The organism is Winogradskyella wandonensis, assembly GCF_004346845.1.
Classification (GTDB): domain Bacteria; phylum Bacteroidota; class Bacteroidia; order Flavobacteriales; family Flavobacteriaceae; genus Winogradskyella; species Winogradskyella wandonensis.
Genome location: NZ_SMGI01000003.1, coordinates 29,392 through 45,210 on the forward strand (window position 1 = coordinate 29,392; position 15,819 = coordinate 45,210).

At 34.6% G+C, this 15,819-nt stretch carries 15 protein-coding genes and 1 tRNA gene; 4 read left to right on the forward strand and 12 right to left on the reverse strand.

The window, feature by feature from the left end; all coding sequences use genetic code 11:
* Positions 1–131 precede the first annotated feature (131 nt).
* Positions 132–203, forward strand: a tRNA-Glu gene (locus DFQ05_RS09360).
* Between the two features lie 23 nt (positions 204–226).
* Positions 227–478, forward strand: coding sequence for a 30S ribosomal protein S20 (gene rpsT / locus DFQ05_RS09365; RefSeq protein ID WP_132705152.1), 252 nt, complete (start codon positions 227–229; stop codon positions 476–478).
* Between the two features lie 181 nt (positions 479–659).
* On the opposite strand, the gene DFQ05_RS09370 is transcribed toward rpsT, so the two are convergent.
* From DFQ05_RS09370 to DFQ05_RS09395, 6 genes are all read right to left on the reverse strand, one after another.
* Positions 660–2,927, reverse strand: coding sequence for an aconitate hydratase (locus tag DFQ05_RS09370; RefSeq protein WP_132705153.1), 2,268 nt, complete (start codon positions 2,925–2,927; stop codon positions 660–662).
* Positions 2,928–3,146: 219 nt separating this feature from the next.
* Positions 3,147–4,238, reverse strand: coding sequence for an acyltransferase family protein (locus tag DFQ05_RS09375; protein WP_132705154.1), 1,092 nt, complete (start codon positions 4,236–4,238; stop codon positions 3,147–3,149).
* 31 nt (positions 4,239–4,269) lie between these two features.
* A complete protein-coding gene (locus DFQ05_RS09380; RefSeq protein WP_132705155.1) occupies positions 4,270–5,223 on the reverse strand; it encodes an AAA family ATPase in 954 nt (317 codons plus the stop codon).
* Position 5,224: 1 nt separating this feature from the next.
* Positions 5,225–6,685, reverse strand: coding sequence for a peptidylprolyl isomerase (locus tag DFQ05_RS09385; protein WP_132705156.1), 1,461 nt, complete (start codon positions 6,683–6,685; stop codon positions 5,225–5,227).
* Positions 6,633–7,487: a peptidyl-prolyl cis-trans isomerase gene (locus DFQ05_RS09390; protein ID WP_241974249.1), complete on the reverse strand. Its 855-nt coding sequence runs from the start codon at positions 7,485–7,487 to the stop codon at positions 6,633–6,635. Before DFQ05_RS09390 ends, DFQ05_RS09385 begins: the two co-directional genes overlap by 53 nt.
* A gap of 2 nt (positions 7,488–7,489) precedes the next feature.
* Positions 7,490–9,451: a peptidylprolyl isomerase gene (locus DFQ05_RS09395; protein WP_132705157.1), complete on the reverse strand. Its 1,962-nt coding sequence runs from the start codon at positions 9,449–9,451 to the stop codon at positions 7,490–7,492.
* A gap of 137 nt (positions 9,452–9,588) precedes the next feature.
* Here DFQ05_RS09395 and DFQ05_RS09400 point away from each other — a divergent pair, with 137 nt between their 5' ends.
* Positions 9,589–9,825: a hypothetical protein gene (locus DFQ05_RS09400; protein ID WP_132705158.1), complete on the forward strand. Its 237-nt coding sequence runs from the start codon at positions 9,589–9,591 to the stop codon at positions 9,823–9,825.
* Here DFQ05_RS09400 and DFQ05_RS09405 read toward each other — a convergent pair.
* The 3 genes from DFQ05_RS09405 to crtD are packed head-to-tail and all read right to left on the reverse strand — an operon-like array spanning position 9,816 to position 13,067.
* Positions 9,816–10,955: a lycopene cyclase family protein gene (locus DFQ05_RS09405; RefSeq protein ID WP_132705159.1), complete on the reverse strand. Its 1,140-nt coding sequence runs from the start codon at positions 10,953–10,955 to the stop codon at positions 9,816–9,818. The two genes, DFQ05_RS09400 and DFQ05_RS09405, sit on opposite strands and share 10 nt — an antisense overlap.
* 1 nt (position 10,956) lies before the next feature.
* On the reverse strand, positions 10,957–11,592 hold the full coding sequence (locus DFQ05_RS09410) for a carotenoid biosynthesis protein (RefSeq protein ID WP_132705160.1): 636 nt from the start codon (positions 11,590–11,592) through the stop codon (positions 10,957–10,959).
* The gene (crtD, locus tag DFQ05_RS09415; protein ID WP_132705161.1) at positions 11,592–13,067 is read right to left on the reverse strand and encodes a 1-hydroxycarotenoid 3,4-desaturase CrtD; all 1,476 of its coding nucleotides are present in this window, start codon (positions 13,065–13,067) and stop codon (positions 11,592–11,594) included. The genes DFQ05_RS09410 and crtD overlap by 1 nt, the downstream gene beginning before the upstream one ends.
* A gap of 179 nt (positions 13,068–13,246) precedes the next feature.
* On the opposite strand from crtD, the gene DFQ05_RS09420 reads away from it, so the two are divergent.
* Positions 13,247–13,660: a hypothetical protein gene (locus DFQ05_RS09420; RefSeq protein ID WP_132705162.1), complete on the forward strand. Its 414-nt coding sequence runs from the start codon at positions 13,247–13,249 to the stop codon at positions 13,658–13,660.
* Positions 13,661–13,734: 74 nt separating this feature from the next.
* Here DFQ05_RS09420 and guaB read toward each other — a convergent pair whose 3' ends face one another.
* From guaB to DFQ05_RS09430, 3 genes are read right to left on the reverse strand one after another with little or no spacing between them, the layout of a single operon-like run.
* Positions 13,735–15,204 (reverse strand): IMP dehydrogenase, encoded by a 1,470-nt coding sequence (gene guaB, locus DFQ05_RS09425; RefSeq protein ID WP_132705427.1) that lies wholly within the window; start codon positions 15,202–15,204, stop codon positions 13,735–13,737.
* A gap of 49 nt (positions 15,205–15,253) precedes the next feature.
* Positions 15,254–15,382, reverse strand: coding sequence for a hypothetical protein (locus tag DFQ05_RS13795; RefSeq protein WP_277871519.1), 129 nt, complete (start codon positions 15,380–15,382; stop codon positions 15,254–15,256).
* Positions 15,367–15,690 carry a hypothetical protein gene (locus tag DFQ05_RS09430; protein WP_132705163.1) on the reverse strand — a complete coding sequence of 108 codons (324 nt, stop codon included), beginning with the start codon at positions 15,688–15,690 and terminating at the stop codon, positions 15,367–15,369. Before DFQ05_RS09430 ends, DFQ05_RS13795 begins: the two co-directional genes overlap by 16 nt.
* Positions 15,691–15,819: the final 129 nt, after the last annotated feature.

Genomic DNA, 15,819 nt, shown 5'->3' on the forward strand with positions numbered 1-15,819 from the left:
AAAAATTAATTTAGTGTTGCAACATTTAAAAATAGTTGTATTTTTGCATCCGCAATGGAAACATTGTTGTTCATTTAAATTTTAAATATTAGAAATTACATGTGTGTAATGTCTAATTAAAGTTAATAAATGGCCCGTTCGTCTATCGGCTAGGACGCCAGGTTTTCATCCTGGTAAGAGGGGTTCGATTCCCCTACGGGCTACAATTTTAATATAAAGAAAAAACATGGCAAATCATAAGTCAGCCTTAAAGAGAATTAGAAGTAACGAAAAGAGACGAGTGCTTAATAGATACCAGCACAAGACTACGCGTAATGCGATTAAAAAGTTACGTGAGTTAACTGATGCTAAAGAAGCGCAAGCTATGTTACCTACTGTTGTAGGAATGATAGACAAGTTAGCTAAGAAAAACATCATTCATTCTAATAAAGCAGGAAATTTAAAATCTAATTTAATGAAGCATGTTGCGGCGTTATAATTAGAAAATATAATATTTAAAAAGCCTTTCAGTTTTGAAAGGCTTTTTTTTTGAGACAAATTGAAGATGAAATTATCTTTGAATAGATATCCCCTATAAAAACCACTCTCTTATTAAGGAGTTGAATAAAAAAAGGCTTTGATTAAATCAAAGCCTTTTTAAATTTCAAAAATTTATAGGATTAAGCATTCTGCTTCTTAATTAAATTTAAGGCAGAACCCTCTTTGTACCATTCAATTTGAGCATTATTATAGGTATGGTTTAAAGCTATTACATCTTTACTTCCATCTGCATGCACAACTTCTACATTTAACTGCTTGTCTGGAGCAAATTCATGTAAATCAAGGAAATTAAATGTATCATCCTCTTGAATTAAATCGTAATCTGCTTCATTAGCAAACGTTAAACCTAACATTCCTTGTTTTTTCAGGTTAGTTTCGTGTATACGTGCAAACGATTTTACAATAACAGCAGCTACACCTAAATGACGCGGTTGCATTGCGGCATGTTCTCTAGACGAGCCCTCACCGTAATTATGGTCACCCACAACAACGGACCAAACTCCTGCTTTCTTATAGTCGCGTTGTGTATCCGGCACTCCACCATACTCGCCTGTTAGTTGATTCTTAACAAAGTTCGTTTTCTTGTTAAAAGCATTCACAGCCCCAATTAGTGTATTATTAGCAATATTATCTAAATGCCCTCTAAAACGCAACCATGGTCCAGCCATAGATATATGGTCGGTCGTACATTTTCCAAAAGCCTTAATTAATAATTTTGCGCCTTTTATACTATCGCCAATAGGCTCAAAAGGCGTTAAAAGTTGTAAACGCTCTGATGTTGGATTCACAGAAATCTCAACACCGCTTCCATCTTCTACTGGCTCTAAATAACCATTTTCTTTTACTTCGAAACCTTTTGGTGGTAACTCCCATCCCGTTGGCTCATCTAACATTACCTCTTCTCCGTTTTCATTTATAAGTGTGTCGGTCATTGGATTGAAGTCTAAGCGGCCTGCAATAGCAATAGCTGCCGTAATTTCTGGGGATGCGACAAAAGCATGTGTATTTGGATTACCATCCGCTCGCTTAGCAAAGTTTCTATTGAAGGAATGCACAATACTATTCTTTGGCGCATTTTTAGGGTCGCTATATCTTGCCCACTGACCAATACATGGTCCACAAGCATTTGTAAAGATTTTGGCATCTAATTTTTCGAATACCTGTAAAATACCATCACGCTCCGCTGTATAACGCACTTGTTCTGAACCTGGATTTATGCCGAATTCTGCCTTAGTTTTTAATCCTTTGTCTAAAGCCTGCTGTGCAATTGAAGATGCTCTTGACAAGTCTTCATAAGACGAGTTTGTACAAGACCCTATAAGTCCCCACTCAACTTGCATTGGCCAGTCGTTTGCCTGAGCCTTCTCTGTCATTTCTTTTCCAACAGTTGTCGATAAATCAGGTGTGAATGGTCCGTTTAACAGAGGTCCTAGTTCTGACAAATTGATATCTATAACTTGGTCAAAATACTGTTCTGGGTTTTCGTAAACTTCTGCATCAGCAGTAAGATAATCCTTAATTTTATTTGCAGCATCGGCTACATCTTCTCTATCAGTCGCTCTAAGATAACGCTCCATAGAATCGTCATATCCAAATGTAGATGTTGTAGCTCCTATTTCGGCACCCATGTTACAAATTGTGCCTTTACCTGTGCATGACATAGATAAGGCTCCTGGTCCAAAATATTCTACAATTGCACCTGTACCACCTTTAACAGTAAGGATTTCTGCAACTTTTAAAATTACATCCTTTGGTGCTGTCCAACCAGAAAGTTTTCCGGTTAATCTTACACCTATGAGTTTAGGAAACTTTAATTCCCACGCCATACCAGCCATTACATCTACAGCATCTGCACCACCGACACCTATAGCCACCATTCCTAATCCACCAGCATTCACTGTATGAGAATCGGTACCAATCATCATTCCACCAGGAAAAGCGTAGTTCTCTAAAACAACTTGATGAATTATTCCTGCGCCTGGTTTCCAAAAACCAATACCGTATTTATTAGATACCGATTCTAGAAAGTTAAATACTTCGCTACTTGTGTTATTAGCATTTTTTAAATCTGTAGCTGCACCATCCTTTGCTTGAATTAAGTGGTCACAATGCACTGTTGTAGGCACAGCAACCTTTGGCTTTCCGGCCTGCATAAATTGCAATAATGCCATTTGTGCTGTTGCGTCTTGGCATGCAACTCTATCTGGAGCAAAATCTACATAGTCTTTACCTCTGGTAAAAGCCTTTGTAGGTCTTCCATCCCATAAATGTGAGTATAATATTTTTTCTGAAAGGGTTAGTGGTTTACCAACAATATCTCTAGCAGCATCTACTCGCTCCGTCATATTGGCATAAACCTTTTTAATCATATCAATGTCAAAAGCCATATCGTATATTTAAAGGTTGTTAATTATTATTTTTAAGTTGCACAAAATTACAACTTTTAGAACGTATTTAAAAATATGTAATAGAATTGAAATATCATTAAAAATAATTCAGCTAAAAGTGAAATACACATAATTAATTTAAGATTTTTTGAATTATTTAGTTAATAATTTAATGAGTTAACAATAAAACTCTATGTATGATTTCAAACGTTTTCGTGATTACCGCGGCACCAGTCTTTTTCTAAGTCTTAAAAAGGGAATTTCAATGGTTCTGTAGAGAATTTCAGATATTATTAGAGTCAATATTAAAAAGACGATCACAATAAAAAATGAAGGTTGAAAAAACCGCTTTAAACTTAATAATATTAGTGAATAGTTAACTAAATATATCGAGTAAGAGCGCTTACTTACATATGTAATTAATCCAATCAATCTATTCTTTTTCAAACTAATAAAAAACGGAAAAACTAATGCGATACTTATACTCACTAATGGTAAATAGAAAAGCGAAAAAAATCCTAAGAAATTATCTGGACTAATATCAAAAACCAGTATCAAAAGATGCAACACAATAAATAACAAAAAACCTGACCAAAGAAACAGTCTAGAATTACCTCTAAAAAAAGTGTATTTTGACATTAAGAAAACCATTATAAAACCATAGTATATAGCATCGAGTCTGTAAATAACCACTTTCCTAAACGTAGCACTCCAATGAGAATAGTCAGTTATTGTTATTTCAAGATAAAACTTCAACTTAAAAACAAATAGAACTAGAATTATAAGAATCGTAGTTTGTATAAAGATGATGGAAGATTTAATTTTCTTAAAAAACGAAAGACCTAGATACATTGCTAATGGCAATATTAAATAGGCATATTCTTCAATTGATAAACTCCAAGCCTCGGTAAAAAAATCTGGATGTGGATGATAAAAATTTTGGAGAAATGGGATATACAACCAAACGTCGTCTACTAAATTATCTCCAAGAAAAAGAACAAGCGTAATATTCAGGAATAATACCGCAAAATAATTAGGTAATGTTCGAAACCAGCGTCGTTTCCAAAAATGAAACAAATCTTTAAAGTTTGTCTTATTTGTTTCTAGTTTTCTTAGTAGTATTCCACCTATTAAATATCCACTTAGAACGAAGAATATATCTACGCCAGTAGCACCAAGTAGCCTGATGGCATTTGTTAATGTAGAATTAAATTCGGGTAAAATATAAGTACAATGCGAAATTACAACAAGAGTTATCGCAGTTGCTCTTATGACATCGAGGCCAAAATTTCTGTTTGGAATATTCCACATAGTACAAATGTAATACTATGCTAAAGAATAATTAGAATAAGCTTCTAATCACGGTCTCGTCTGTAATACCTTCTGCTTCGGCTTTATAATTTCTAATGATTCTATGCCTAAGAATTGAAGTAGCTACAGCTTGAATATCTTCTGCGTCAGGAGAGAACTTTCCTTTTGTTGTGGCATAAGTTTTTGCTGCCAATATTAGGTTTTGAGACGCTCTTGGTCCTGCGCCCCAATCAATGTATTCTTTTACCAAGTCTGCAGCAGCCTCACTATTAGGTCTAGTTTTCCCAACCATAGATACAGCATACTCAATGACATTGTCTGCAACAGGAATACGGCGTATTACGTTTTGATAATCTATAATTTCTTGAGCGGTAAATAATGAGTTTACTGTTTTGGTTACATCTGTTGTCGTTGCTTTAACAACTTCTACCTCTTCTTGAAATGACGGATATTGCAAATTAATTGCAAACATAAAACGGTCTAATTGCGCCTCTGGCAAAGGGTATGTTCCTTCTTGCTCTATTGGATTTTGTGTTGCTAAAACAAAATATGGCAAAGATAATTTATACTGGTGACCAGCAACTGTTACCGCACGCTCTTGCATAGCCTCTAATAATGCAGCTTGCGTTTTTGGCGGTGTTCTATTAATTTCGTCTGCAAGGATTATATTGGCAAATATTGGTCCTTTTACAAACTTAAATTTACGGTCTTCGTCTAAAATTTCGCTACCTAAAATATCACTAGGCATTAAATCTGGTGTAAACTGAATTCGTTTAAAGTCCAAACCTAAAGCCTGAGCAATAGTATTTACCATCAGGGTTTTTGCAAGACCAGGCACACCAATTAACAACGAATGTCCTCCAGAAAATATAGAAATAAGAATTTGGTCTATAACGTCTTCTTGTCCGACAATAACTTTTGCAATTTCCTCTTTTAAAGCTTTATATTTTTTTACAAAACTTTCGATAGCCGTTACGTCTGACATATTATTTGTTTTTAAGCCAATTTCCACTAAACTCACAATCTCTGTACTCGCCGTTAATTTTTATGTAAGTGGACTCGATAGTCTCTTTCTGCCACTTCCCTATGGCATCGAAATGTTTGTCTTGAAGAGCTAAACGTTTAATCTTTAAATAATCTCTAGAAAAATCAGCCTCATGCTCATTAATTCGATTTGTGACTTTCATAATCTTAAACTTAATCGGATTTTCTCGGTCACTATCTTGAATGACTTCACTTATTTCTCCATCTTTCAGACTTTGGACTTGAGCATAAATATCTGGGTCCATTTTAGTTAACTCAAAATTAAAATCTTGTGTTATCGGATTAATAAGTCGACCACCTTCGTTCTTAGATTGTTCTTCATCACTAAATTCGCGTGCAGCTTCTTCAAACGTTACGGTGCCAGCAACTAACTTTTCTCTTACATCCTCAATTTTCTTTTGTGCCTCTTCTATAGCATCTGGTGTAATTTCTGGACGAATTAAGATATGCCTAACATCGTATTCTTGTCCTCTAATTTTTTCAAGCAGGATAATATGGTAGCCATAATCTGTTTCAAATGGTTCTGATATTTCGCCCTCTTGTAGAGAAAATGCTACATCGCGAAACTCTTTTACCATTCGTGGACGTTTTCTATTTAATGTATATAAACCATTAGTGGATTTTGAAGCAGTGTCGTCAGTAAAGAACAATACTTTAGTAATAAAGCTTGCACCATTTTCCTCCACGTCTTTCTTAAATCCCTTTAATTGGTCAATAGCCTTTTGCCTTGATTCTTCTGTTACCTCAGGGATAACCACAATATTTGAAATTTGGAGCTCTGTACCAAAAGTTGGAAGACCATCACGCTTCATTTCATTGTAGAACTGGCGCACTTCTTCTGGCGTAATCTCTACATCTGCAATAACTTTTTCGCGCATCTGAGTCGCTAACGATTGATTTTTATTAATCTCATAAATTTCTTCGCGAAGTGCATCTTCAGAATCTTTTTTATAAAATTCTAACATTCTATCCATAGAACCTCCAAATTCTCCCAAAATTCCTTGAATTTGTTGGTCTATCTGCGAACGAATCTGTAACTCATTTACTACAATACTATCTTGTATAGCTTGGTGGGCATATAGCTTCTCTTCAAGAATACTACCAAATAATTCGCATCGTGTGACATCACCTAAATCTCCGCCAGCAGCTTTAATTTGCGCTGTTCTTCTGTCTACGTCAGAGTCTAGAACTATAAAGTCTCCAACAACAGCAGCAACACCATCGGCTTTAATTCTTCCGCTTTTGTCCTTAACCCTTAAAACCTCTGCTTTACGGTCTTCATCTTTAATAATTTCTTGAGAAAATCCAAATGAGAGACCAATTATAGACCAAAAGACTGTTAGTAGTATATTACTTATAGATTTCGAATTGTTTTGTTTTAATAGCATCTTTTGTAATTTCATTTTCTATCTGCTTAATTAGCTCTAGCTTACGCTTATTAATTATAATTTGATTTACCGTAGGTTTTACGTAATCTAATGGTGCGTAATCATTGCGCAAAAGTACATCATTAATTTGAATCAAATATAGGTTTAATGAGTCTTTGAGCTCTACAAAATTAGATTTTTTTAACAGTTGATTTTTGTTGCCTTGGTTTGCTGCTGGAATCTTTTCTAAGACCTGTGATGCCCTAACCCAAACAGAATCATTTAAAGAGTATGATTTAAATTGTACTGCGATAGAATCTAGGTAGACCTTATCTTGGTTTTCGAACGCTCTAAACTTTGATTTAATTTTGTCTAAATTAATTGCATTTTGAGGTAAGCTTACATATCTGAGTTTTAACAGCTCGTCATTAAGTTTGAAGGATTCTTTGTTAGCCTCATAAATACTTATTGCTTCTTCATCGCTTACAAGCGTGTCAATCGTACGCTTTACAAGAGCTTCAAGATAGGCCTTGGTGTACAAATCTGTTTCGTATTGTTTTACTAACTCATTGTAATTTTGTTGTTGATTGTCGGGTAAATTTAATTTTGCTTTTTCTAAAACCAGTAAACCATTTGCCCATTTGTTAATAAAGTTCTGCGCCAACAAAGTACTATCTGCTTTTGAGGCATTTTCTGGAATAATGCGCTCGATATCTTGTTTGTACAAGAATGTGTTATTAACTCTCGCAACTGCATCTTCTGGGATATCAGTACTAAATTTATTACAGCCAATTAAAACTATAAAAATCGAGATTATATGTAGGTGCTTTGTTTTCAAAATTAGTTTTTGAATTTCGCCTTTAATAGTTTAAGGACTTTTTGATTCACAGATACTTTGTATTTTTCCCTTAAGTTTTCTAACCATTGTGCTTCAATAAAGGCCTGATAATCGTTAACAACACTCCCACGAGCTTCGTCTAAACTTTTCGGACCTGTCTTTAAAACCTTACTGATATTAATTACATGATAGTTCTCGTTATTAAAATAAACATCAGATATACCTTCAGAAAACTTCAAATTAGAAGGCAATTTTTGGTTAGACTTCTCGAAAGTTCCTTGCGTAAAAATTATAGTGTTGGACTTACCGGTATTCAATTCTTTTTTAATCTCCTCATCTGTTTTGCCATCATTCCATAGTTTTTTTACTAATTCTGCATTAGCTTTTTTACTACCAGTGGCAATCGTCGCTTCTATTCTATCTTCCCATTGGTAACTATTTTTGTTTGCTTCATAGTAAGCTCTTAGACCTGTAGAGTCTTTTGCCGCCTTATTCCAAATTTCTTTTTCCATGAGTGAAAATAGCAAAAGACCATCTTTATATTCTTTAAGAATATCAGCGAATTCTTTATTCTCATTAACTAAATTATCCTCTCTAAATTTTAAAATTGATTGCTCATAAAACAACGGTAATTCTGCATCTAAGACTTTTTTTACAGTTGTTTGTTGGCGCATGTATTGCCTTTGTTTCGATTTTAAAAACTGAAGAAAATCGTTATTAGAATAAATGGAATCGTTTATCTTAATAACGGCTGTATTTCCGTTATAGTCTGATGGTAAGTTAAATTTTCCTGAAAAATAAGCGTCTTCTAAAATGGGTTTAAAATAAGCCTTTGTTTCTTCATTTTTAACAACGGTATATTTCTTAGAAAGCTTTTTAGCCATAGCACTGTTAATAAGTTTCGAGCGCTGGTCTCGCTTTACTTGTGCTTCTAAGTTTGGTTTGATGTCCTCGAAATCTTGAATAGGCTCTTTATTTAAAAGCTTAATGATATGCCAACCATATTGCGTTTTTATGGGTTTTGTAATGTCGCCTATATTTTTGATAGCAAATGCAGCATCTTCGAACTCTACAGAAGATAATTGACCACTTTTAAATGCTCTTAATTTTCCGCCATTTCGGGCAGAACTCTTGTCATCCGAAAATTGCTTAGCCAAGGCATCGAATGCTTCGCCTTGCTGTAATTTATTGTAAATAGTATTAACACGTTCTTCCGGATTTATCGTGCTGTCTTTTTGCTTTAAAGACACCATGATATGGGCTACGGTTACCTGACCTCGTGATGGTCGCTTGTCATCGACTCTAACAATATGGTAGCCAAATTGCGTTTTAAAAGGCATAGAAACCTCTCCTGGTTGTGTTTTGTAGGCCTTAGATTCAAAATCATAAACCATTTTAAACGCAGAGAAATAGCCTAAATCTTCTACCAAAATTGTTTTTCCGTTATGAAATTTTTCCTTAGCTGCTTTAAAGCCTTCATCTTTTAAAACCTTTCTAAAATCTAATAGCTTATTGTAGGCGACTAATGTATCTTCTTCCTCAGGATTATCCATAATAAGAATATGCGATGCCTTAATATCGTATCGCATTCTATCGTATGCCTCTTTAACTAATGCATCGGTTACTTGATTATCTGTGAGGTAGTTTTTAGTGAGTTGTTTCTTATAATTTTCGAATTCACGCTGATAATTGACATCCTTATCAAGTCCAAGTCGTTCTGCTTCTTTTAATTTTAATTTATAATTAATGAATAGTTCTAAGTAATTATCTAGTTCTTTCTGAGATTCATCTTTTACTAAATCTAAATTTTTCTTGTAGAGTTTTAAAAACTCATCGGAGGATACCTCTTGACCTTCTACAGTTAACAACGTCTCTTGCGTCTGTGCAAGAGCTGTATTGACCACAAAAAGAACAACCAAAAAGAGCTTGTTTTTTAAGTAAAGAGAGTTAAAACGATTTGTCATAAAACTTATATTTGATGTAGGTTTAAGCCGAACAAAAATAAGATAAATAGCCTATTCTGCAAGTTTAAAAGACTATTAGAATTATACAGATTAACGTCATTAGATTTATCTTTGCCTTAAAGCACTAATTTAAACTTATGAGACGACTAAAACTCATCTGGGATTTCCGTGGACCCGCAGGAAAAAAAACTGCCGAACATCACTTAACTCATCTAAAAGAATATATAGAGCTTGAGAAACTTGATGTAATCATCACAGGAACGGAAGAACTCAACGATATGCACAGTATTGCCTATCTAGTCGTAGATGAAGACAAAATGAAACCTATACGCGATGCGTTGCGTCCGCATCGCGGACAAGTTTATCAAAGTTGAAATAAACGTTTAAATAGAACTTTAGTAAACTGAATTGTAGGAACAGCCGTAATAATTTTTAAATCTTCTAAAAAACTGCTTTCCTCATCCAAAAACTTGAAAATTGTTTTTGTCTTCGCGTTTTTGAATAAAGCTGAAAATAGCTTGTATCCCTTGGCGTTTTCGTTAGCCAAAACATCTAAGAATAGTAAATCGTAAAACCAGAACTTTGTAGTTTTTCCAAACTGGGATAAATCGTCATTCGATTTTAAAAACTGAATAAGTGATTTTGTTTTTTTGGTCGTGTTTCTAAACGTATATCCTGTACTGGCTTTGGTCCAACCGCCAGCGGTGCCAATATGCAATACGTTTTTAGTATTTAGTTTTGAAAACTTAAATGAGGTCATTGGTATAGACCCTTTTTCGGTTTCAACAATTTCGTAATTGGCTATGTTTTTCTCTTCTAAATAATCTTTGATTGCATCTTCGTATTCTGAAATCTCTAATAAATCTTTAGAAAACAAGGTGTATTCAAATAATGCTTCTCGCTTACTTGTTGGCAACACATACATAAATCGTGTGTTCCCCTTTTGTGGCACGGTAAAATCCATAAATGTAGCCGTAGAGTCGTCAAAAACATCTGCTTCAGTTTTTACAAACCAACCTACAAAATGCTGTTGTAAAACAGGATATTTCTTTTGTTGAAGGAATGAAGTATCAACTATACTGTTGAATAGTTTTTTTGCTTTATAAACACCTTTACAAGTGTTGACTTCAACCTCAGATTGCTCTGAGAAACCATCGACCGAGGCTTTTAAAAATGAAATATTTTCAGCTTTATTAATTCTCAACCAAAGTGATTTATAAAACGCTTCGCTGCGAATCATTTTATAGGTATATGGAAGGATTGATTTTGTCTCTTCAAAAACTGAACTTCCAAAATAGATATTTTCCCATTCTTTATGTAAGATGTCGTCCCATTCGCCTTTACCTTCTTCCCAATAACACCAAGTGCGGTCGTTGCCTTTATCTGCGTCTTTATCTATAATCAATATCGATTTATCATCAAAGAAGGCGTCATTAGCCATGCGATATGCGAGCATTAATCCCGATGCGCCAGCACCTAATATGATGTAATCGTAGACTTTCAAATTAAAAAAATAAAAACACAGTAAAAAATAATGCTATAGATATAAGTATATGCCAAGAAATAGATGCATTGGTTTTAATATTGAAATGTTGATAACCTAAATGTGCTATAAATGCAGTGACTAACCATCCTATATAATTTTGAAGTGGTACTACGCCACCTTCAAACTCCCAAAAATCGAACCGAGGTGCCGAGACTTCTAAAAGCACGTCTAAACCTGTCATTAATGCGCCACCTATTAATGCAGAAAGCCATTTGTTTCTACTAATATATCTAGCAACGTCTGCTGTTGCTGCTGTAAGTAATGCCCAATTAACGCATATCATTAAAGGTACACCAAAAACTTTAAGACCTAAGTTTTCACCGTAAGCATAGGTACCGAAAATTAGTCCGAAATTAACACCTAAAGCCTCTGTGATAAAACCAATAAAAAAGGGAATGGCTAATGCGATAATTGCGTTAGGTTTTAATTCTTCTATATTAATATTTAAGATGATAAAGGTTAATAGCAAATTAAGCGGTGTCATGCTTAAAAACCAATCCGAATATTCATCGGATAGGATTCCAAAAATTCCTGAAATGGTGAATAACCAAATCAGAAAAATTGAAAAATGAAGCTTAAAGGTTTTATCGAACATTAGTTTGTTTTTGCAATTAAATCTGAAACAATTTTACCAGACAATAAACATAGCGGAATACCACCACCAGGATGCACGCTTCCACCACAAAAATAAAGATTCTTAATGCTAGATTTAAAATTTGGATGTCTTAAAAAAGCCGCGTATTTATTATTGCTAGAGGCGCCATACAATGCACCTTGGTAACTTTGCGTTTTAGACTCAATGGTTCTTGGGTCTAAAATAGCTTCAAACTCTATAAGTTTAGAGATATCTTCGTTTAGCAATCGGCTTACCTTTTTAATAATGTTTTCTCGAGCCTGACGTATAATTCCATCCCAATCTTGCCCAGTATTGCTTGGTACGTTAATCATTGTAAACCAGTTTTCGCAGCCATCTGGCGCATCTCCTTTTTCGTCTTTACTCGTAATGTTGATGTAAACTGTTGGGTCACTATGCACCTCTTTTCTGTTAAAAATATAGTCGAACTCCGTTTTATAATCTTCAGAAAAGAAAATATTATGTAAATCTAACTGTGTAAATTCCTTTTTAATTCCCCAATAAAAAATTAAGGCAGAACTGCTTCGTGGCTGATTCAATATTTTCTCTGGAGCCTTATGGTCTTTTAAAAGTTTACGATACGTCGGCACAATATCTGAGTTTGAAACCACAATATCACTTAGCACTTTATCACCACTAATTTGAATACCTACAGCTTTCCCTTTTTCACTAATAATACGCTCTACTTTTGTATTAAAATGAAAGTCGACACCAATGTCTTTTGACAATTGAAACAAACTCATAGTAATAGAATGCATACCTCCTTTTGGAAAATACGTCCCAAAATATTGCTCCAAGTGCGGAATTATAGACATAATCCCAGGCGTTTGGTATGGTGATGAGCCATTATACGTCGCAAAGCGGTTGAAGAATTGCACTAGCCGTTCGTCCTTAAGCATTTTACTATTATAAGCATCTAAAGTGGTATCGATGTCTAAACTGCCTACATTAAATATAGCCTTGAGCGTGTCTTTTGAAAAATAGGTACTGAATTTATGAAGTGATTTCTCTAAAAATAATGAAGCCGTTAAATCGTATTTACGCTTACTTTGTTTAAAGTACGTTTCTAAATCTTCGGCTTTTATATTGAAAGTATTTTCAGCATTTTTTGCAAATTCATTTTCATCTGCAACAGCCGAAAATGTGGTGCCATCTTCGTAGAAATAATTGCAAACCACCTCCTTTTTTTTGTATTGGAAATAGTTAGACACATCCACATTAGCAATCTTAAACAATTCCTCAACAAACTGAGGCATCGTAAACAAAGATGGTCCCATATCAAAGCGATAGCCATTTTCTGAGAACGCTGTTAACTTTCCACCAGGATAGCTATTAGCTTCATAAACTGAAACTTTAAAGCCCTTAGCTTTTAAACGGATTGCGGTTGCTAATCCAGCTATTCCTGCTCCTATTATGATTACTGATTGGCTTTTCATTTGTTTTGTAAAAATACAACTTACAAGACATCTCATCGGATATATTAGATGCTAAAAATTGTTAATTCTAGAAGCTATATTAACAACTTGAATTAAAAAATTTAAAAAAAAATTAATTCTAAGGTAGGAAAAACATTTAGTCTAATGTTATATAACAAAATGAACTAAACTATAAAATTATGAAGTACACAAATCAAATTTTCAAAGTTATTATCCTAATAACTATTTTATCTTTTTCATCATGTAGCACTAGTGATGATAATGTATTAGAACAAGAAGTAGAGAATACAATAATTGGTAGATGGCACATTGTTGGCTTTGAACAAACAACAATGTATGTCTTTACTGAAAACTTAAGGTATACCATTTACAGCACAGATGGGAATTTTGGAGGTATTGAAACTGCTATACCTAATCCAAATGAATGGGTTTTTGAAGGAGATGAACTAGTAATTGACTTGAATTTTGGAAACTTTTCTAGAACAATCCCCAATTTTCGATGCGAAGGAAATGTTGTAGACTTAGTGGATGCAAATGGAGGAACTACGACTCTATTTAGGGAGAATTATGATATTAATAGTTGTACCGAATAACAATAAATTCATAAAAGACAAAAGGCATTAACTTTAATTGGTTAATGCCTCTTTTTTTTCCTACATAGTATATATTACCTCGAATAATTAGGAGCTTCCTTGGTAATGGTTACATCGTGCGGATGACTTTCGTTAATTCCGCTTGCTGTAATCTTCACAAAACGACCAGTTTCTTTTAAAGTGTCGACATCTTTAGCACCGCAATATCCCATTCCGGCACGTAAACCGCCGATAAATTGGTGGATGCTTTCAAATAATTCTCCTTTGTAAGGAACACGACCAACAATACCTTCTGGTACTAATTTCTTAATATCGTCTTCTACATCTTGGAAATAGCGGTCTTTACTACCTTGCTTCATCGCCTCAACAGAACCCATACCACGATAGGATTTAAACTTTCGGCCTTCGTAAATTATAGTCTCACCTGGACTTTCTTTGGTTCCTGCTAAAAGCGAACCTAGCATCACCGTATCGGCTCCAGCAGCAATAGCTTTTGGAATATCGCCTGTATATCTAATTCCGCCATCTGCAATCACAGGAACACCAGAGCCTTTTATTGCAGCAGCAACTTCTAAAACTGCAGAAAATTGTGGAAAACCAACTCCTGCAACCACTCGTGTTGTACAGATAGAACCTGGACCAATACCAACTTTTACGGCATCTGCTCCTGCTTCAACTAAATATTTAGCCGCCTCGGCAGTAGCAATGTTTCCAACAACAACTTCTAATTCTGGGAATTTTTTCTTTACCTCTTTTAAAACGGAAACAACACCTTGCGTATGCCCATGTGCTGTATCAATAATCACAGCATCCACACCTGCCTTAACTAAAGCCTCCGCTCTATCGACAGCATCACCGGTAACACCGATAGCCGCCGCAACACGCAATCTACCGTAAGAATCTTTGTTGGCAATAGGTTTTTGGGTAACTTTTGTGATATCTCTAAAGGTGATTAATCCCACCAGTCTGTCACCATCAACAATCAGTAGTTTTTCAATTTTATTTTCCTGAAGAATAAGTTCAGCGTCCTTTAACGATGTACCTTCTGGTGCGGTAACCAAATTCTCAGACGTCATAACCTCAACAATTGGTCTTTCGTTTCTGTGCTCAAAACGCAAATCCCTGTTGGTAACAATACCTTTTAATTTTCCATTATCGTCTACAATAGGAATTCCGCCAATACTATGCTCTCGCATGGCATTTTTTGCATCAATAACTTTAGCATCCATCGGCAAAGTTACAGGGTCGATAATCATACCACTTTCGGCACGTTTTACCTTTCGTACTTTAGTAGCTTGCTCCTCAATTGTCATGTTTTTATGCAACACACCAATACCACCTTCACGCGCCATAGCAATTGCCATACGACTTTCGGTTACTGTATCCATCGCTGCGGAAACAATGGGTACATTGATAGTAATATTTCTAGTAAATTTTGATTGAATGTTGACTTCGCGAGGAAGAACTTCAGAATAAGCTGGAACTAAAAGAACGTCGTCATACGTAAGACCTTCTCCAAGAATTTTGTTGTTGTGTGCTGTCATGTTGCAATTAAAAGATAATTGCATGCAAATATAGCGCTTTTTTAGGATTTTAAATGCGCTTTATAAAACCTTTAGGAATGTATAGTTTATCAGTATCGTAAAATGAGATATACAATAGAATTGGCTTTTTTAATCCTTCGTAAGTAATTTCATATACATCAACTAGTGCTTTGCCCATAAAACCGTTTCACTATCGTAAGCGCAGCAACTTCCGGTACGAATAAATTTTAGTTCTTCTCCATTAGGGCCAGCAAGAGATGATATATAGCGTATTTGATTCTCAACACTTTTTTCACCTACTCTAACAGGATTGTCACCTTTGAGTCCGTAAGACTCATCTTCAGCATATTCTGTAACATCAAAAAATGGCGTGTAATTACTTGCCTTTTTCGATTGACTTGTTGAAGTACTTAAAATTATAGGTTTGGAACTTCCACAAGACATTAATAAACAGGCTAATAAAACTAAGGTGATAATATGACGCATAATGTAATTTTAAATGAAGAATAAAATTACTAAAGATAATTTAAAATCATATATATCTAATATATAGATATTTAAAAATTTTAACAGTCTTTATTTTTATTTATTCTAAATAAATTTTGTCAAAGTCTA

Bases quoted from the DNA above. Each gene is read 5' to 3' on its own strand.
- rpsT (WP_132705152.1), top strand. From the start codon at position 227: ATGGCAAATCATAAGTCAGCCTTAAAGAGAATTAGAAGTAACGAAAAG.
- DFQ05_RS09370 (WP_132705153.1), bottom strand. From the start codon at position 2,927: ATGGCTTTTGACATTGATATGATTAAAAAGGTTTATGCCAATATGACG.
- DFQ05_RS09375 (WP_132705154.1), bottom strand. From the start codon at position 4,238: ATGTGGAATATTCCAAACAGAAATTTTGGCCTCGATGTCATAAGAGCA.
- DFQ05_RS09380 (WP_132705155.1), bottom strand. From the start codon at position 5,223: ATGTCAGACGTAACGGCTATCGAAAGTTTTGTAAAAAAATATAAAGCT.
- DFQ05_RS09385 (WP_132705156.1), bottom strand. From the start codon at position 6,685: ATGAAATTACAAAAGATGCTATTAAAACAAAACAATTCGAAATCTATA.
- DFQ05_RS09395 (WP_132705157.1), bottom strand. From the start codon at position 9,451: ATGACAAATCGTTTTAACTCTCTTTACTTAAAAAACAAGCTCTTTTTG.
- DFQ05_RS09400 (WP_132705158.1), top strand. From the start codon at position 9,589: ATGAGACGACTAAAACTCATCTGGGATTTCCGTGGACCCGCAGGAAAA.
- DFQ05_RS09410 (WP_132705160.1), bottom strand. From the start codon at position 11,592: ATGTTCGATAAAACCTTTAAGCTTCATTTTTCAATTTTTCTGATTTGG.
- crtD (WP_132705161.1), bottom strand. From the start codon at position 13,067: ATGAAAAGCCAATCAGTAATCATAATAGGAGCAGGAATAGCTGGATTA.
- DFQ05_RS09420 (WP_132705162.1), top strand. From the start codon at position 13,247: ATGAAGTACACAAATCAAATTTTCAAAGTTATTATCCTAATAACTATT.
- guaB (WP_132705427.1), bottom strand. From the start codon at position 15,204: ATGACAGCACACAACAACAAAATTCTTGGAGAAGGTCTTACGTATGAC.
- DFQ05_RS13795 (WP_277871519.1), bottom strand. From the start codon at position 15,382: ATGGGCAAAGCACTAGTTGATGTATATGAAATTACTTACGAAGGATTA.
- DFQ05_RS09430 (WP_132705163.1), bottom strand. From the start codon at position 15,690: ATGCGTCATATTATCACCTTAGTTTTATTAGCCTGTTTATTAATGTCT.